We start from the raw sequence: 16,205 nt of genomic DNA, 5'->3' as shown, positions 1-16,205 counted from the left end.
CTATTGAACTTAAGTCGATGGGCCCGAAAGCCGCCCGATCAGGCGCTTGCGCTGCTCTCCGCCGTCCGGTCCGAACGGTCGGCGTAGATGTAGAGCGGGCGAGCCGTCCCATCCACAACCTCCTTGGAGATGACGACTTCCTCGACACCTTCCAGACCGGGCAGATCGAACATGGTTTCGAGCAGGATGCTCTCCAGGATCGACCGCAGACCACGTGCACCGGTCTTGCGTTCGATAGCCCGGCGGGCCACCGCACCCAGCGCCTCGTCGGCGAAGGTCAACTCGATGTTCTCCATCTCGAACAGGCGCTGGTACTGCTTGACCAGCGCGTTCTTCGGCTCGATCAGGATCTTCTTCAGCGAGGTCTCGTCGAGATCCTCGAGCGTCGCGACCACTGGCAGACGGCCGACGAATTCGGGGATCAGGCCGTACTTCAGCAGATCTTCCGGCTCGACGTGGCGGAAGATCTCACCGGTGCGGCGATCTTCGGGTGCCAGAACCTGCGCTGCGAAGCCGATCGAGGTGGTCCGTCCGCGCGACGAGATGATCTTCTCGAGGCCCGAGAACGCACCGCCGCAAATGAACAGGATGTTCGTCGTATCCACCTGCAGGAATTCCTGCTGCGGATGCTTGCGGCCGCCCTGCGGAGGCACGGAGGCAACGGTGCCTTCCATGATCTTCAGCAGAGCCTGCTGCACGCCCTCACCCGACACGTCACGGGTGATCGACGGATTGTCCGACTTGCGCGAGATCTTGTCGATTTCGTCGATATAGACGATGCCGCGCTGCGCACGCTCGACATTGTAGTCGGCAGCCTGCAGCAGCTTGAGGATGATGTTCTCGACGTCCTCACCAACATAACCGGCTTCGGTCAGCGTCGTCGCGTCGGCCATCGTGAACGGCACGTCCAGAATGCGGGCGAGCGTCTGCGCGAGCAGCGTCTTGCCCGAACCGGTCGGACCGATCAGCAGGATGTTCGACTTCGCGAGTTCGACGTCGTTGTGCTTGGTCTGGTGGTTGAGGCGCTTGTAGTGGTTATGCACCGCGACCGAGAGAACCTTCTTCGCATGGAACTGACCGATGACGTAATCATCGAGCACCTTGCAGATTTCCTTCGGCGTCGGAATGCCGTCGCGCGACTTGACCAGCGAAGACTTGTTCTCCTCGCGGATGATGTCCATGCAGAGTTCAACGCATTCGTCGCAGATGAAGACGGTAGGACCCGCGATCAGTTTGCGAACTTCGTGCTGGCTCTTGCCGCAGAACGAACAATACAGCGTGTTCTTGGAGTCGCTGGTACCGACCTTACTCATTCCTATCTCCGTCCGCCGTTCGATCTTTGTCTGCCGGTCGCCCAGTTACGGGACATATCCCGTAGATAGAGCAAAATCCGTACCAAAAAAGACCTCGTTCCAGAATGCCGCTCGAATCACGGCTCACTCGAATCCCCGCGATACTAACCGATCCGCATCAGCGAACCATGCTGACAGCCGATGATCAAGAATTCGCTAATCGGCTCCATCGCCTGGAGCGTGACAATAGCGTGATTTGCGGCATTTGCGCGGGAGAACCCCGAAAATTGGGGGAACGTTGCGTGAATGACACCACCCGACCAGCACGAAAGCGGAACTCTCGCGTCTGCTGGCGTCGGCACATAGTACCAATTCGGGAATAACTTGATCGATATGGCTGGCTTGGGACAGGCGGCGCGCGGGCGCCGTCTGTCTCGGTCTCGATATGTTCGCCGAAACGGCGTCGTTTAGGCGGGCTTCGCCGGGGTCGATTCTTCAGCGCGCTTGTCGATGACCTTGTCGATCAGCCCGAAATCCTTCGCCTGATCCGCGGTCATGAAGTTATCGCGCTCGAGCGCATTGTGAATGTCCTCGTAAGCACGTCCCGTGTGCTTCACATAGATCTCGTTGAGCCGGCGCTTCAGGCTCTCGACTTCCTTGGCATGGATCAGGATGTCGGTGGCCTGGCCCTGGAAGCCGCCTGACGGCTGATGAACCATGATGCGGGCGTTCGGCAGCGCGAAGCGCATGTCCTTTGCGCCAGCCGTCAGCAACAGCGAGCCCATCGACGCGGCCTGACCGACGCACAGCGTCGACACCGGCGGACGGATGAACTGCATCGTGTCGTAGATCGCCAGACCCGACGTCACCACGCCACCGGGCGAGTTGATGTACATCGAGATTTCCTTCTTCGGATTCTCGGCTTCGAGAAACAGAAGCTGAGCAACGGTCAGCGTCGACATGCCATCTTCGACCGGACCGGTCACGAAGATGATGCGCTCCTTCAGAAGGCGCGAAAAGATATCGTAAGCCCGTTCGCCGCGGTTGGTCTGTTCGACCACCATCGGGACGAGGTTCATGTAGGTTTCTACCGGATCGCGCATTGATCACCCGAAAGGTTGGAGGAGACACACGTCCATCGGCAAGACTGGAACCGGTTACGGTTTGCCGGGAGAGGACGAACGTCCCGTGATGCAGGAACAACAAACAGAGCCCACAGATATGGACCAATCGAGCGGCAACAAGACCACCGGTCCACATGCCACCCTGAACCTCAGTTCAAGCCGATTCGGACGGCCACCGCAAAGCGCTGGAGCCCTTTTGGAACCTGTTTCGAGCGGTATCCTTAACGTCAAAACGCCGGCTGGAGGACCCGGCCGGCGCTTCTTTTAACGTCTTCTAAGAAGAAGCGGCTCAGGCCGCAGTCTTCTCGTCCTCGTCCTTGTAGAGGTCGTCCTTGGACACCTTCTTCTCGGTCACATTGGCCAGTTCGAGGATGAAGTCGACGACCTTGTCCTCGTAGATCGGTGCACGAAGCTGGGCCAGCGCGTTGGGATTGCTGCGGTAAAAGTCCCACACTTCCTTCTCGCGGCCCGGCATCGAACGGGCGCGCTCGATCACGGCACGGCTGACCTCGTCATCGCTGACGGTGATCTTGTTCTTCTCGCCGATCTCCGAGAGCACGAGACCGAGACGCACGCGGCGATCGGCGATCTTGCGGTACTCTTCCTGCGCGGCTTCTTCGGTGGTGTCCTCGTCGGCGAAGGTCTTGCCCGACGATGCCATCTCCTGCTGGATCGAATTCCACATCAGCTTGAACTCTTCATCGACCAGCGACGGAGGCGCATCGAACTTGTGGGTCTCGTCGAGACGGTCGAGCAGCAGGCGCTTGACGCGCTGGCGGGTCGCACCGGCGAATTCGGCAACCAGACGCTCGCGTGCAGCTTCCTTCAGCTTGTCGAGGGACTCGAGGCCGAGGGTCTTGGCGAACTCGTCGTCGATCACGGTGTCGACCGGCGATTCCACCTTGGCCGCAGTGGTCTCGAACTCGGCGGCCTTACCGGCCAGCGTCTCGCTCGCATAGTTGACCGGGAACGACACCTTGAGGGTGCGGGTCTCGCCGGCGGCGATGCCGATCAGCTGGTCCTCGAAGCCCGGGATGAAGGTGTTGGAGCCGATCGCAACCGGGATCTCCTCGCCGGTGCCGCCCTCGAAGGCGACGCCGTCGATGGTGCCCTTGAAGTTGACCGTCACGCGGTCGCCCGACTCGGCCTTGCCGGTCTTCTCGGTGAACGAACGGTTCTGGTCGGCGACGCGCTTGATCGCTTCATCGATGTCCGCATCGGTCACTTCGGCCACCGGCTTCTCGACGGTGAAGCTCTTGAAGTCGGCGAGCGCGATCGGCGGCACGACTTCGATGGCGACGGTGTAATTCAGGTCCGACTTGCCCGACAGGATGTCTTCGACTTCCTTCTGCTCGGTCGGCATCGTGATCTTCGGCTCGGAAGCGAGCTTGAAGCCACGCTCGGTGAAGATCTGCGTGTTGGTGTCGCGGATCAATTCATCGACGGTCTCGGCGGCAACCGAGCGACCATAGAGACGCTTCAGGTGACCGACGGGAACCTTGCCCGGGCGGAAGCCGTTGAGCTTGACCTTGCCCTTCATGTCATCGAGGCGCGCATCGACCTTGGCTTCGATGTCGGCAGCCGGCACGTTGACCGAGAACTCGCGCTTCAATCCCTCGGAGAGGGTTTCATTCACCTGCATGGCGTCAATCTTCTTCCCGCTTGGTCCGGCCCAATGGCCCGGACATTGTAAATCTGTGCGGCATCAGGCCAGAGCCTGCGCCGGTGGTGCGAACTGTCTCTGCAAGGCCAACCTTGCGGAAACACGTCCGAAAATCGTCATGGTCAAACGCTATGTGCGCTTGGTGCGGGCGGAGGGACTCGAACCCCCACAACTTTCGTCACTGGAACCTAAATCTCGTGGCGCAAAACCGTGAGACGCCTAAGCTCCCGTAATCGCTGAGCTTATTTAGATCGGCGATACCTGCACTGTCATCATCAGGTGCAAAATGTCACCCATTTCACACCTGATTTGTCACCCGGTGACGCCAATACGACGAACAGTGGATTATGTCGAGACATCCACCGCTCAATTGTGTATCGGAATGCCCCGTGCCCGGCTGGCGGAATTGGTAGACGCAACGGTTTTAGGTACCGTCGCTGAAAGGTGTGGGGGTTCGAGTCCCTCGCCGGGCACCATTTTGGGGGCGTACTCGTGCCGAATAGGGACCTCAACTACTTATCTTACCCAGCCCTCATCGAGATAAAAGGCACAACAGGAAGCGGGTTCCATCTCTACGACAACGAGAACGTCTATCTCGTTTCGGCAGCGCATGTTCTGTTAAAAAACAAATTAGAACTCTTCACTGATCCGGTGATAATCACCGCACTCGATAGTGTAACGCTCACTAAGACAGTCAAGCATTCGCTCGACAGTCCGAGGCTTTTTGCAGACGGTAATTTTTGCAGGCATCCCGATGGTCTCACCGATGTGGCCGTCTGTCGAATTGGAACGATGAGACCTCAGCCTGATGCGGGGGTTAATCGGTATCGAATGGACCTCGTCGAAGGCGTCACTCAAATTGGTTACGACCCGGCGACATACCTGCAAGGTACGCCTCTTAGCATGACCGCCTTGTATGCGTCGGTGATACCGGGGGAGCCGATCTTCATGATGGGCTACCCAACCTCACTCGCTGAAAAGGAAGATGCGCTTGACCGAGGATACCCGCTGCTGCGCTCGGGTATCGTAGCTGGCAAGCCGCCGAGCAACAAGATCATCATCGATTGTCCAACCTATCCCGGTAACAGTGGTGGCTTGGTGCTGAGGGCCGAGGATCGACACTCCGTCGGAGTCGCAATCAGAAATATCGGATTTGTCGAGAAGCTGTATAGCTCAGTTGATCGTCAAGAGGTAAGTCAACGACGACACAACTCAGGATACACAGTCGTCGAGCCGATGGATCGAGTAATCGAAACGATCAATGAGTTGAAGCGACTGGCCAAATCCACAAATCAGCCAGAAGCGCTCGTCGATAGGTGAATTTGTCACCTCTTATTGTCACCTTTTGACCTGTCAGGAAAATAACCTGCCAAGCGCAGTAGATTACTGATCTACTGATGTGATTGAAGCAACTTGGGAAGTCGGCGAAACGGGGCGTATCACCTGCGAAAGCTAGAGGATTTGGCACCAACACCTAAATCCAGCGCGTCTACCAATTCCGCCACGCCCGCGAAAAACATCATGTCCGGCCGCGATGTCGCGAGCGGCGGGCTTATAACATGGGGACCGTGGTTCGCAGCAAAAAAATGGTCACATAGCGGCTTACTTGCCGCAGCCCCGGCAACTGGACTTTGGCGCGGCAAAATGGTCGGGATTTGGGCATGACGAACCGCTTTCTCCCCCTCACGCGCCGGACCCTGCTTGCAGGCGCCGGAAGCGCGCTGATCGCCCCGATTCTGCCCCGGGTCAGCCTCGCGCAAGCCGTCGCCGCGCTGGAACTACAGGCCAAGGCTGATCCCTTCCCGGTGAAGCCCGGCGCCTCCACCGAGGCCTGGACGCTCCATTCGGCCCAGAAGGGGCCGCTGCGCTTCAACCGCGGCGACGAGATCACAGTTCAACTCGCCAATCAGCTGCCGGTCCCTATCGTCTTGAACTGCCGAGGCATTAACGGCACGTCCGGGATCGGCCCGCTGCTCGACCGCAAGCCGGTCGCGGCCGGGGCCAAGGACGCGTTCAAGCTGCAGATGCGCAGCGCCGGAACGTCGTATCTGGACATGCGCCTGCTCGGCGACGGTCAGGCGCTGCCGTCTCAGGTCCGCAGCGTGGTCGTCCAGGAGAGCGATCCGGTCGAGGTGGACCGCGACGAGGTGCTGCTGATCGAGGACTTCCGCCTCAGGCCGGACGGCGGTCTGCTCGCCCCCGCCAGTGATCCGAAAGACGCCGCGGCGCTGTTCCTGATCAACCGGAAATCCACGCTGGAGCTGTCGGCCCGCGTCAACGAACGGCTCAGGCTCCGTCTCATCAATGGCTGCCAACGCAATGTGGTTGCTATAAAATTTGACGATCACGAGGTCCGTGTGATGGCCATCGACGGTCAGCCCTCGGAGCCATTCCCTGCCCGTAATAATCAGGTGGTGCTGGCGCCCGGAACGCGGGTTGACGTCTTCCTCGACGCCGTCAGGCCGGCGGGATCGACCTCGGCGATCCTGCTCCATGACGGCAAGACAGCCCGGCCGATCGGCCAGATCCAAATGTCCAACGATCCACCGCTACGGGCCACGCCCCTGCCGGCCGCCGCGCCGCTGCCCTCCAACGGTTTGCCAGCTCAGCTCGATCTCAAGGGCGCGCTGCGCGTCGATATGGCCCTGAGCGCCGTCAGTCCCGAATGGGTGAAGCCGGTCGACCTGTCCGCCGGCACGCCGCCGGCATTCCGGACCAAGCCCGGCCGCACCGTGGTGCTTGCGCTGACCAACCGGGCCACCAGCCCGATGGTATTCCAGATCCACGGCCATCACGTCCGCCTGCTCGACAGGCTCGATGACGGCTGGAAACCGTTCTGGCTCGACACCCTGGCGCTGGACGTCGGCCAGACCCAGCGCATCGCCTTTGCCGCCAACAATGTCGGGCGCTGGCTGATGGAGGCCTTCGTCGCTGACTGGGCCGCCCCGCGGCAGGTCCGCTGGTACGGCGTCGACTGAGAGGTCGTCAGTACTGGATACCGAGCTGGTCGTAGACCCGACGGAACACCGCCGGCAGCACCTCGGTCAGATCCTCGGCGATCAACCCGGGGCCAGCTTCGCTGCCCGCCTCGCCATGCATCCAGACTCCGATACAGGCGGCCTCATAGGCAGGAACGCCTTGCGCCAGCAGCGCGCAGCTGATGCCGGCCAGCACATCGCCGGAACCGGCAGTCGCCAGCCATGGCGGCGCGTTGGCAGCGATGGCGGCTCGGCCATCCGGCGATGCCACGACTGTATCCGGCCCCTTCAACAGCACGATAGCACCCGACTCTTGCGCCGCCAGACGAACCCGCTCCAGTTTAGATAACGCTGGATGTTTCCCGTCCACCTTACTGAAGATGCGTGAAAATTCACCTTCATGAGGCGTCAACACGACGCCGGATTCCGGGCTGGCCTTGATCAGACCGAACAGCTGCTCGGGCGCCTCTGCGAAGCTGGTCAGCGCATCGGCGTCGAGCACCGCATGTCGCTTCGTGGCCAGGATGGCCTCCACGAACATGCGCGTCCGTTCGCCAACACCGGCCCCCGGCCCGATCACGCAGGCTGACACCTTGCCGCCGATCAGCGCGGCGAACTCCGCCGACGTATCCACCGGCCGCACCATCACCGCCGTCAGCGCGGCGGCATTGACCGCCAGCGCATCGCGCGGCGACGCCACAGTCACCAGCCCCGCCCCGCCCCGCAGCGCTGCGCGGGCGGACAGCCGGGCAGCGCCCGTGGCGGCGATGTCGCCGGAGACCACCACGGCATGGCCGCGCGAGAATTTGTGGCTGTTGATTTTCGGCACCGGAAACGCGTCGGCCCACAGGTCCGGATTGTTCTCGAAGGTCTGCGGGCGGATTTCCGCCAGCACATCCTCGTCGATGCCGATGTCGATCACCCGGAGCCGGCCACAATGCACCCGGCCCGGCACCAGCAGATGGCCCGGCTTGGGTCTGAAGAACGTCACGGTCTCGGTCGCCCTGATAGCGCCGCCCATCACGGCCCCTGAATCGCCGTTGATACCGCTCGGCAGATCGACAGCCAGCACGGGCACGCCGGCCGCATTGATGGCGTCGATCATGATCAGCGGATCGCCCTTGACCGGACGATTGAGCCCGGCGCCGAACAACGCATCGATGATCAAAGCCGGCTGCCCGATCAAGGAGGGATCACAGGGCAGCACCTCGCCCTTCCATCCCTTGGCAGCCAGCGCCGCATCGCCCTTCAGCGTTGCCCGGTCGCAGAGCAGGATCACCGAAACGTCACGCCCCTGCGCCGCGAGCTCGGCCGCCGCGACGAAGCCATCGCCGCCATTGTTGCCACGACCGGCAACGACCAGGATCACCCCCTCCTCGGCCAGTTCGCCCGCCACGTCCGCGACCGCCCGTCCGGCGGCGCGCATGAGTTTGAAGCCTGGCGTGCCCGACGCAATCGTGAGTTGATCGGCGCGCGCCATCTCGTCGGTCGTTAGAATATCCATCTCGCTTCTCACTACGCCTTTTTGGAAGGCACTCGCGTCACACGCGAACGCAGCAGAGTAAAACTGCACATCATGCGATCACTTTGATCACTATGTAGGCAAAAGTAATCGAATACTCTTGATGCGAACCTCGTCAGGTGCGATGTAATAACCTGATAATGCTTCAAAAATAGCCGAGGAGCGAACTTGGCACGGACCCTGCTTTTAGGGAAGCCAGCTTCGGGTCCGTCGCGCTCACCGGCAAATGTTGAAAGACACCTGTTTAAGAGACAGGGGTGGCCGACCGTCTACCGCATCGGGCGAGATTTCGTCTGTGCGGCGTGGCGGCAGCGCAATAACGCCCGAAATTGGGTATCGAACAGTGTGCGCACAACGCGCAATGGTCAAAGCTACTTGAGGCAAATAACTTGCGGCCTGATTGTAAGTGCCGGGGAGACGTTCAGTGAAAAAGATCGAAGCCATCATCAAGCCCTTCAAGCTGGACGAGGTGAAAGAGGCTCTTCAGGAAGTCGGGTTGCAAGGCATTACCGTCACGGAAGCCAAGGGCTTCGGCCGTCAGAAGGGCCACGCCGAACTTTATCGCGGCGCTGAATACATTGTCGACTTTCTACCCAAGGTGAAGATCGAGATCGTGATTGGCGACGACCTCGTCGAAAAGGCGATCGATGCCATCCGTCGCGCCGCACAAACCGGCCGCATTGGTGACGGCAAGATCTTTGTGTCGAACATCGAGGAAGCCGTGCGCATCCGTACCGGCGAGTCCGGACTCGACGCGATCTGACGGACTGGACGCTCTCCAAGCCGGGTGCTATCCGACATTCAACGCTTCAAGGCGTCACCAAAAAGGCTGCTTCGGCAGCCTTCTGTTGTTGACGGTTTGTCTTGTTGAAAACGTGCCGTTGTGACCTGATCGTCACGACAGATTGTTACGTCCCGGAAATCGGCCCGCAAAAAAGGTAGGGAGCCCCATGACGACCGCCAAAGAAGTCCTGCAGTCCATCAAGGACAATGACGTCAAGTACGTCGACCTGCGTTTCACCGATCCCCGCGGCAAGTGGCAGCACGTGACCTTCGACGTCTCGATGGTCGATGAAGAAATGTTTGCCGAAGGCACCATGTTCGACGGTTCCTCGATCGCCGGCTGGAAGGCGATCAACGAGTCCGACATGATGCTGATGCTGGATCCGGCAACGGCGACGATCGATCCGTTCTTCGCAGAGACCACCATGGTCATCACCTGCGATATTCTCGAGCCCTCCACCGGCGAGCCCTATAACCGCGACCCGCGCGGCATCGCCAAGAAGGCCGAAGCCATGGTCAAGTCCATGGGCATCGGCGACACCGTGTTCGTCGGTCCGGAAGCCGAATTCTTCGTGTTCGACGACGTCCGCTTCTCGAGCGACCCATACAACACCGGCTTCAAGCTCGACTCGTCCGAATTGCCGACCAACTCCGGCACCGAATATGAAGGCGGCAATCTCGGCCACCGCATCCGCACCAAGGGCGGTTACTTCCCCGTCCCGCCGCAGGACTCGGTGCAGGACATGCGCTCGGAAATGCTCGGCGCGATGGCGCGCATGGGCGTCAAGGTCGAGAAGCATCACCACGAAGTGGCGTCCGCCCAGCACGAACTCGGTATGAAGTTCGACACGCTGACCTACATGGCCGACCAGATGCAGATCTATAAGTATTGCATCCATCAGGTCGCGCACATCTACGGCAAGACCGCCACCTTCATGCCCAAACCCGTTTTTGGCGACAACGGCTCGGGCATGCATGTGCATCAGTCGATCTGGAAGGACGGCAAGCCGACCTTCGCCGGCAACAAATATGCCGATCTCTCCGAGACCTGCCTCCACTACATCGGCGGCATCATCAAGCACGCCAAGGCGATCAACGCCTTCACCAATCCGTCGACCAACTCCTACAAGCGTCTGGTCCCCGGCTACGAAGCCCCGGTGCTGCTCGCCTACTCCGCGCGCAACCGTTCGGCCTCCTGCCGCATCCCCTACACCACCAACCCGAAGGCCAAGCGCGTCGAAGTCCGCTTCCCGGATCCGATGGCCAATCCGTATCTCGCTTTCGCCGCGATGCTGATGGCCGGTCTCGACGGCATCAAGAACAAGATCGATCCGGGTCCGGCCATGGACAAGGACCTCTACGATCTGCCGAAGGAAGAACTGAAGTCGATCCCGACGGTGTGCGGTTCGCTCCGCGAAGCCCTCGAGAACCTCGACAAGGATCGCGGCTTCCTCAAGAACGGCGGCGTATTCGATGACGACTTCATCGACAGCTATATCGAACTGAAGATGACCGAAGTGATGCGTTATGAAATGACGCCGCACCCGGTCGAATTCGACATGTACTACTCGCTGTAATCCCGTCAGGGATTGCACGAACGATCAGGGCGCTCCGGCAACGGGGCGCCTTTTTCGTTGGCCGCATGGCGCCTATTTGCGGGCGAGCGCCATCACCGGTTCGGGCGCGTTCGGGAAGCCTATCGCCGCAAGCGCCCTGGCTGCCTCCCCTTCGCTGGCGGCCCACGGCAGCTTCGCGGTGACGCCCCGCGTGACGGGTTCGCCGAGACCCCCGCCGAAATCGATCGGCCACAGACCATTCGGCACCGCCTCCACAGTGACTCCGCGCAGCCGCGTGCCAGCGCCGAGGGGCGACAGATCATCCGGTTGCAGCCGCCGCGCCGTCGATGCATCCCGGGGGTCTGTGAAACTGGCCAGCACCGGCATCAATTCGCCGGTGACCGGCACGGCGCCGGTCTGGCTGCTGACGTCGCGGAACGCGATCTTGCGCCCCGCCGCCTGATAGGCGCGCATCGCCACGAAATTGGCGCCGTCGAAATCGGCGCTGCCCTTGTCGTCGTGCAACATCAGCGCGGCGAGATTCCTGCCGCCGCCGAGATCGACGACCACGGCATCGCCCCGTGACGTCACCTTGCCGGAAGGTTGGTAGCCCCGATAGGGATGCACGGAGACGACATGCGAGGCCGACTTCACGCCGTCCGGCGTCTCGACCTCCATGGTCAGCCGATATTTGTGCGCGGGCCGGTTGATCCGGATCTGATCGCCGATCACCAGGGCAGCGAGCAGTCCGAGCGGACCGACCCATTTCAGCATGTTCATTATTATTGGCCTCCCCCATCGGCCATGCACGATCGCGACGGAGACGTCAAAGCGGCGATATGTCTTGATCCCCGATGCAATTGACGGAACAGTGAAAGTCCGATCGATGCAGAGGATCCACCGTGCCCGCAGAAGCCAATGTCCAGACGCGCAGCGACCTGACCTGGGCGATCACGGCGGGCGGCATCGCCACGGTGTCCTTTGCGATCCTCATAGGCTTCGCCTGGTACTTCTCGGGAACGCTATTCCTGATCTTCGCAGGCATTCTGCTCGGTGTAGCGCTCAATGCGCTGACGGAATTATTCGGGCGCTTCATGGGCGGCCCGCATCCGATGCGGCTCGTCATGATCTGCATCGTGCTCGCGGCGATGCTGGTGGGCGTGATGTATCTGGGCGGGTCGACCATCGCCAATCAGGCCAAGACGCTGTCCGGCACCCTCAAGTCACAGGTCGTCAACGTAAAGACCTATCTCGAGCAGCACGGTGTCGACACCAGCTATTTCGATTTCAACAGCATCACGTCGGATCCGCCCGCCGAGCCCGGCACGTCGCCCGCCACCTCAACGCCGAAGTCGAGCAGCGGCCTGCCGAGTGCCGGCACCATCGCATCATCAGGTGGCGCCATTGTCAGCCAGACACTGAAGATCCTGCTCGGCACCGTCGGCGCGGTCGGCAACTTCTTCATCGTGCTGTTCTTGGGATTGTCGTTTGCCGCACAGCCCAGCGTCTATCGCAAAGGACTCTTGCACCTGACGCCGCGAAAACATCGCGGGCCGATGACGGTCATCGTCGATCGCATCAGCGACACGCTGCAGCGCTGGCTGATCGCGCAGATGCTCACCATGGTGGTGGTCGGCGCCATTACCTGGATCGGGCTGAAGCTGATCGGGATTCCCAGCGCCTTCATTCTCGGCGTTCAGGCCGGCCTGCTCGCCTTCATTCCCACCGTCGGCGCCCTGCTCGGCGGGTTGATCGTCGTGCTCGCCAGCCTCGCCTCGGGCTGGGTCGCCGCCGCGTCAGCCTTTGCGCTGTTCATGGGCGTGCATGCGCTGGAGAGCTACATCCTGACGCCAATCCTGCAGCGGCAGGCGCTCGACATTCCGCCGGCCACGCTGTTCGCGTTCCAGATCCTGCTCGGCGTCGTCTTCGGCGTCTGGGGCCTCGCACTGGCGCTGCCGGTGCTGGCGATCGTCAAGGTCGTCATCGACTTCATGCGCGAAGAGGACGAAGCCTCCGCGCAGGATAAGGCGATGGCGGCTTAACCTGATCCCTCATCCTGAGGAGCGCGCCGAAGGCGCGCGTCTCGAAGGACGGCCACAGGCTTCGAGCCAAGTCAGCTCATGGTTCGAGACGGCGCTGAAGAAGCGCGTCCTCACCATGAGGGACTGAGTTTGGGTTACCCCTACGTGGTCAGCACAGTCTCGGTGTGCTCGACATAAGGCGGCGTTTCGAAATACGGGCCGACCAGCGCGCGCCATTCAGCGAAATCGGGCGAACCACGGAAATCGACGGTGTGGTTTTCGAGCGTTTCCCACTTGGCGACGAGACGGTAGCGCGACGGCATCTCGACCGACTTGTGCAGCTCGAAGCCCTTGCCGCCCCTGGCGCGGAGGAACAGCGGCTTCGCCTTGGCGACGGCCGCCTCGAAATCCTTCTCGGTGCCCGGCTTGACGTCGATCTGTGCGATTTCAGTGATCATGGTTTCCCGACCCTTTGTTTTGCGGTCGGTGTCTTTACCGCAAAGTCGGGGTTCGGTGAAGGAGCCGCCGAAAAGTGATCAGGCGAACAGCAGAACCGTGCCGACGACCATGACGCAGCAGCCGATGAAAGCGATGACCGGCAGCTTGCCGTGCTGCGCGCCGTAGCGCCCCTGCGCACGACGCTCGGTGATCAGCGCGGTCTCGTATTCGTCCGAGCTCGAAAACATGCAGGCAAAGCCCGCACGGGCCGAAGCGGCAGCCGCTTCGAGCGACATCAAAGCAGTATTGGAAGTCGAGTCAGGCGAGGTCATCATGCGATGACCATAGGGATCGAATGGTAAACGGATCCTTTATCGCGCGCCGCTTGCCGTCATCGTGACCGCAGCCCGCACGACGCTCGGCTTCGCCGCTTGCCCGATCGCCGCAGCGCGGCGCCCCTGCTCCAGCGACAGCGGTTCTTCTTCCGCGGCCTGCACGCGGTTACGTCCGCTGCGCTTGGCCTGGTAGAGCGCGGTGTCCGCGGCAGCCAGCAGGACGTCGAGTTCAGTGCCGGCCGGTCCGCCGGCCACGCCGATACTCACGGTGGTCGCGACCGGTGCCTCGTCGACCTGGATACCGCAAGTCGCAAACGCCTCGCGCACGCGCTCGGCCGCCTGCATCGCCTCGTCCAGGCTGCAGGGCAACATCGCCGCAAACTCCTCGCCGCCGATGCGGCCCGACAGGTCGGTGATCCGCAGCGTATGCGTGATGACCGTGGCGAACAGTTTCAGCACCTCGTCGCCTGCGGGATGCCCGAAGCGATCGTTGATCGACTTGAAGTGATCGATGTCGAAGATCATGACTGTGACCGGGCGGCCGGCCTTCGCCTCGCGCTCGATCATCCGCGCCGTCGCCTCGGAGAAGCCGCGGCGGTTGAACAGGCCGGTGAGCGGATCGCAGGACGCGGCGACCTTGTGCGCCGTGACCGCACGCTCGGACACCAGCATGAAGATCAGGAACACCGTGCCGACCGCATAAAGCACGAGTTCGACGGCAAAGGCCGTGACCCAGATGCTGTTGCCGAAATTGCTGTGATCGCCATGCAGCAGATCGCCGAGCAGGATCGGCAGCATCAGGACGAAACCATGCAGCATCGGCACCAAAATGGTCGGCCACCGCCGTTGCACCGCCTTGCGACGCTCGTTCCACAATTCATGCGCCGTCAGCATCGCATAAAGCGCGACGATACCGGCGCCGATGGTCATGCGCAGCGACGCAGCCTCAGCCGGCAGGGAGAAGATCACCGCGATCCAGGCGATGGCGCCGAGAAACAGGCCGGCCCAGCTCGGGCTGCGGCCGTGGAACACGCGCGCAGCGTTCCACACCATGCCGCAGGCCACGAAGCCCACGGCATTGAATGCCAAAGACAGCACGTCGCCCAGGAGCGACGCGGCAAGTGTCCACAATGCGACCGATACGGCGCCGAGCAGGTAAGCCAGCCCCCACCAGTTGAGGGCCGCGATCTTTTCCTGTCGTCCGAAAAACAGCAGCATCCCGCCCAACATCGCCGCAACCAGGGTTGCCACCAAATAGAGCGTGGAAGAATCGAGCGACATATTTGAGCACCGGCAATTGTTGCGAGATTTCCAAACCATCATGATTCGGAGTGGCCTCTTCGCCATCATCGAACATACGAGTGTACCGATTGGAAATCCGTTTGCGCGCCTGCACAAGTTTTCACGAAAAACTGCATCAATCTGTCGGTATCCGGAATGTCCCGGAACGCAAAAAGGGCGCCCGAAGGCGCCCTTTTCAAAATTGTATTCACCGCATTTGCAGCAAATTTTATCGAAGCAGAAATTAGCGCTTCGAGAACTGGAAGGACTTGCGGGCTTTCGCCTTGCCGTACTTCTTGCGCTCGACGACACGCGAGTCGCGGGTCAGGAAGCCGCCCTTCTTGAGGACGCCGCGCAGATCCGGCTCGAAGCAGGTCAGAGCCTTGGAGATGCCGTGACGCACGGCACCGGCCTGGCCCGACAGACCGCCACCGGCAACGGTGCAGATCACGTCGTACTGGCCAGCGCGGGCTGCAGCGACCAGCGGCTGCTGGATGAGCATGCGCAGCACCGGACGCGCGAAGTACACTTCGACTTCACGGGTGTTGACGACAACCTTGCCGGCGCCCGGCTTGATCCAGACACGAGCGACAGCGTCCTTACGCTTGCCGGTCGCATAGGCGCGGCCCTGCTTGTCGACCTTCTTGACGTACTTCGGGGCATCCGGAGCGGACACCTTCAGCGACGCCAGCTGATCGAGAGACTGCATGGTATCCGACATTATGCGGCCCTCTTGTTCTTGCGGTTCAAAGCGCCGACATCGAATGCTTCCGGCTGCTGGGCCTCGTGCGGGTGCTCTGCACCGGCATAAACACGCAGATTGCCGAACTGGACGCGACCGAGCGGGCCGCGCGGGATCATGCGCTCAACAGCCTTCTCGACAACGCGCTCCGGGAAACGACCTTCGAGGATCGACTTCGCAGTACGTTCCTTGATGCCGCCGATGAAGCCGGTGTGGTGATAGTAGACCTTGTCGTCGCGCTTGCGGCCGGTGAAAACCACCTTGTCCGCGTTGACGATGATGACATGGTCGCCGCAATCAACATGCGGGGTGTAGGTCGGGAGGTGCTTGCCGCGCAGCCGCATTGCGACCAGCGTGGCCAGCCGGCCCACCACGAGACCAGTGGCGTCGATGACGATCCACTTCTTCGTGATCTCGGCGGGCTTTGCCGAAAACGTCTTCATTGTGAATATCCATGAAAAGGGGATATC

The 16,205-nt window shown here is 61.3% G+C and carries 15 protein-coding genes and 1 tRNA gene; 6 read left to right on the top strand and 10 right to left on the bottom strand.

Annotation, left to right across the window (positions count from 1 at the left end; genetic code table 11):
• Positions 1 to 38 precede the first annotated feature (38 nt).
• The 3 genes from clpX to tig all read right to left on the bottom strand — a co-directional run bounded on the left by clpX (position 39) and on the right by tig (position 4,058).
• Positions 39 to 1,313 (bottom strand): ATP-dependent Clp protease ATP-binding subunit ClpX, encoded by a 1,275-nt coding sequence (clpX, locus tag AB8B02_RS09000; protein WP_089264575.1) that lies wholly within the window; start codon positions 1,311 to 1,313, stop codon positions 39 to 41.
• A 446-nt stretch (positions 1,314 to 1,759) separates the two neighbouring features.
• The gene (locus AB8B02_RS08995) at positions 1,760 to 2,395 is read right to left on the bottom strand and encodes an ATP-dependent Clp protease proteolytic subunit (RefSeq protein ID WP_089264576.1); all 636 of its coding nucleotides are present in this window, start codon (positions 2,393 to 2,395) and stop codon (positions 1,760 to 1,762) included.
• Between the two features lie 310 nt (positions 2,396 to 2,705).
• Entirely contained in the window at positions 2,706 to 4,058 is a 1,353-nt protein-coding gene (gene tig, locus AB8B02_RS08990) for a trigger factor (protein WP_439063756.1), read from the bottom strand.
• 412 nt (positions 4,059 to 4,470) lie between these two features.
• Between tig and AB8B02_RS08985 the strand changes: the two genes are divergently transcribed.
• From AB8B02_RS08985 to AB8B02_RS08975, 3 genes are all read left to right on the top strand, one after another.
• Positions 4,471 to 4,555, top strand: a tRNA-Leu gene (locus AB8B02_RS08985).
• Between the two features lie 16 nt (positions 4,556 to 4,571).
• On the top strand, positions 4,572 to 5,399 hold the full coding sequence (locus tag AB8B02_RS08980) for a trypsin-like peptidase domain-containing protein (protein WP_439063755.1): 828 nt from the start codon (positions 4,572 to 4,574) through the stop codon (positions 5,397 to 5,399).
• A 341-nt stretch (positions 5,400 to 5,740) separates the two neighbouring features.
• Positions 5,741 to 7,057, top strand: coding sequence for a multicopper oxidase family protein (locus tag AB8B02_RS08975; RefSeq protein ID WP_439063754.1), 1,317 nt, complete (start codon positions 5,741 to 5,743; stop codon positions 7,055 to 7,057).
• 7 nt (positions 7,058 to 7,064) lie between these two features.
• On the opposite strand, the gene AB8B02_RS08970 is transcribed toward AB8B02_RS08975, so the two are convergent.
• The gene (locus tag AB8B02_RS08970) at positions 7,065 to 8,561 is read right to left on the bottom strand and encodes an NAD(P)H-hydrate dehydratase (RefSeq protein ID WP_439063753.1); all 1,497 of its coding nucleotides are present in this window, start codon (positions 8,559 to 8,561) and stop codon (positions 7,065 to 7,067) included.
• A gap of 442 nt (positions 8,562 to 9,003) precedes the next feature.
• On the opposite strand from AB8B02_RS08970, the gene AB8B02_RS08965 reads away from it, so the two are divergent.
• Together AB8B02_RS08965 and glnA are read left to right on the top strand one after the other, a co-directional pair.
• Positions 9,004 to 9,342: a P-II family nitrogen regulator gene (locus AB8B02_RS08965; protein ID WP_068730910.1), complete on the top strand. Its 339-nt coding sequence runs from the start codon at positions 9,004 to 9,006 to the stop codon at positions 9,340 to 9,342.
• Positions 9,343 to 9,529: 187 nt separating this feature from the next.
• Positions 9,530 to 10,939 carry a type I glutamate--ammonia ligase gene (glnA, locus tag AB8B02_RS08960; protein WP_068730911.1) on the top strand — a complete coding sequence of 470 codons (1,410 nt, stop codon included), beginning with the start codon at positions 9,530 to 9,532 and terminating at the stop codon, positions 10,937 to 10,939.
• Between the two features lie 72 nt (positions 10,940 to 11,011).
• Here glnA and AB8B02_RS08955 read toward each other — a convergent pair whose 3' ends face one another.
• A complete protein-coding gene (locus AB8B02_RS08955; RefSeq protein ID WP_439063752.1) occupies positions 11,012 to 11,698 on the bottom strand; it encodes a hypothetical protein in 687 nt (228 codons plus the stop codon).
• 122 nt (positions 11,699 to 11,820) lie between these two features.
• Between AB8B02_RS08955 and AB8B02_RS08950 the strand changes: the two genes are divergently transcribed.
• The gene (locus tag AB8B02_RS08950; protein ID WP_439063751.1) at positions 11,821 to 12,960 is read left to right on the top strand and encodes an AI-2E family transporter; all 1,140 of its coding nucleotides are present in this window, start codon (positions 11,821 to 11,823) and stop codon (positions 12,958 to 12,960) included.
• A gap of 140 nt (positions 12,961 to 13,100) precedes the next feature.
• Here AB8B02_RS08950 and AB8B02_RS08945 read toward each other — a convergent pair whose 3' ends face one another.
• The 5 genes from AB8B02_RS08945 to rplM form a co-directional block, all read right to left on the bottom strand.
• Positions 13,101 to 13,397 (bottom strand): antibiotic biosynthesis monooxygenase family protein, encoded by a 297-nt coding sequence (locus AB8B02_RS08945; RefSeq protein ID WP_439063750.1) that lies wholly within the window; start codon positions 13,395 to 13,397, stop codon positions 13,101 to 13,103.
• 78 nt (positions 13,398 to 13,475) lie between these two features.
• A complete protein-coding gene (locus AB8B02_RS08940) occupies positions 13,476 to 13,712 on the bottom strand; it encodes a hypothetical protein (RefSeq protein ID WP_093758790.1) in 237 nt (78 codons plus the stop codon).
• A 36-nt stretch (positions 13,713 to 13,748) separates the two neighbouring features.
• Positions 13,749 to 14,993 (bottom strand): diguanylate cyclase, encoded by a 1,245-nt coding sequence (locus AB8B02_RS08935; protein ID WP_439063749.1) that lies wholly within the window; start codon positions 14,991 to 14,993, stop codon positions 13,749 to 13,751.
• Positions 14,994 to 15,237: 244 nt separating this feature from the next.
• A complete protein-coding gene (gene rpsI / locus AB8B02_RS08930; RefSeq protein WP_089264585.1) occupies positions 15,238 to 15,714 on the bottom strand; it encodes a 30S ribosomal protein S9 in 477 nt (158 codons plus the stop codon).
• Positions 15,714 to 16,178, bottom strand: a complete 465-nt coding sequence (gene rplM / locus AB8B02_RS08925; RefSeq protein ID WP_089264586.1) for a 50S ribosomal protein L13 — start codon at positions 16,176 to 16,178, stop codon at positions 15,714 to 15,716. The genes rpsI and rplM overlap by 1 nt, the downstream gene beginning before the upstream one ends.
• Between the last annotated feature and the right edge of the window lie 27 nt (positions 16,179 to 16,205).

The sequence above is a fragment of the Tardiphaga sp. 862_B3_N4_1 genome, from assembly GCF_051811085.1.
Taxonomy (GTDB): Bacteria; Pseudomonadota; Alphaproteobacteria; order Rhizobiales; family Xanthobacteraceae; genus Tardiphaga; species Tardiphaga robiniae.
Note: the sequence above shows the minus strand (reverse complement) of the source record. Positions and strands in the feature narration are given on the sequence as shown.

What these genes read in the sequence shown, in the direction of transcription:
- AB8B02_RS08940 (WP_093758790.1), bottom strand. Translation starts at nt 13,712, where the DNA reads ATGATGACCTCGCCTGACTCGACTTCCAATACTGCTTTGATGTCGCTC.
- AB8B02_RS08945 (WP_439063750.1), bottom strand. Translation starts at nt 13,397, where the DNA reads ATGATCACTGAAATCGCACAGATCGACGTCAAGCCGGGCACCGAGAAG.
- AB8B02_RS08955 (WP_439063752.1), bottom strand. Translation starts at nt 11,698, where the DNA reads ATGAACATGCTGAAATGGGTCGGTCCGCTCGGACTGCTCGCTGCCCTG.
- AB8B02_RS08975 (WP_439063754.1), top strand. Translation starts at nt 5,741, where the DNA reads ATGACGAACCGCTTTCTCCCCCTCACGCGCCGGACCCTGCTTGCAGGC.
- AB8B02_RS08995 (WP_089264576.1), bottom strand. Translation starts at nt 2,395, where the DNA reads ATGCGCGATCCGGTAGAAACCTACATGAACCTCGTCCCGATGGTGGTC.
- AB8B02_RS08970 (WP_439063753.1), bottom strand. Translation starts at nt 8,561, where the DNA reads ATGGATATTCTAACGACCGACGAGATGGCGCGCGCCGATCAACTCACG.
- rpsI (WP_089264585.1), bottom strand. Translation starts at nt 15,714, where the DNA reads ATGTCGGATACCATGCAGTCTCTCGATCAGCTGGCGTCGCTGAAGGTG.
- tig (WP_439063756.1), bottom strand. Translation starts at nt 4,058, where the DNA reads ATGCAGGTGAATGAAACCCTCTCCGAGGGATTGAAGCGCGAGTTCTCG.
- AB8B02_RS08935 (WP_439063749.1), bottom strand. Translation starts at nt 14,993, where the DNA reads ATGTCGCTCGATTCTTCCACGCTCTATTTGGTGGCAACCCTGGTTGCG.
- clpX (WP_089264575.1), bottom strand. Translation starts at nt 1,313, where the DNA reads ATGAGTAAGGTCGGTACCAGCGACTCCAAGAACACGCTGTATTGTTCG.
- rplM (WP_089264586.1), bottom strand. Translation starts at nt 16,178, where the DNA reads ATGAAGACGTTTTCGGCAAAGCCCGCCGAGATCACGAAGAAGTGGATC.
- glnA (WP_068730911.1), top strand. Translation starts at nt 9,530, where the DNA reads ATGACGACCGCCAAAGAAGTCCTGCAGTCCATCAAGGACAATGACGTC.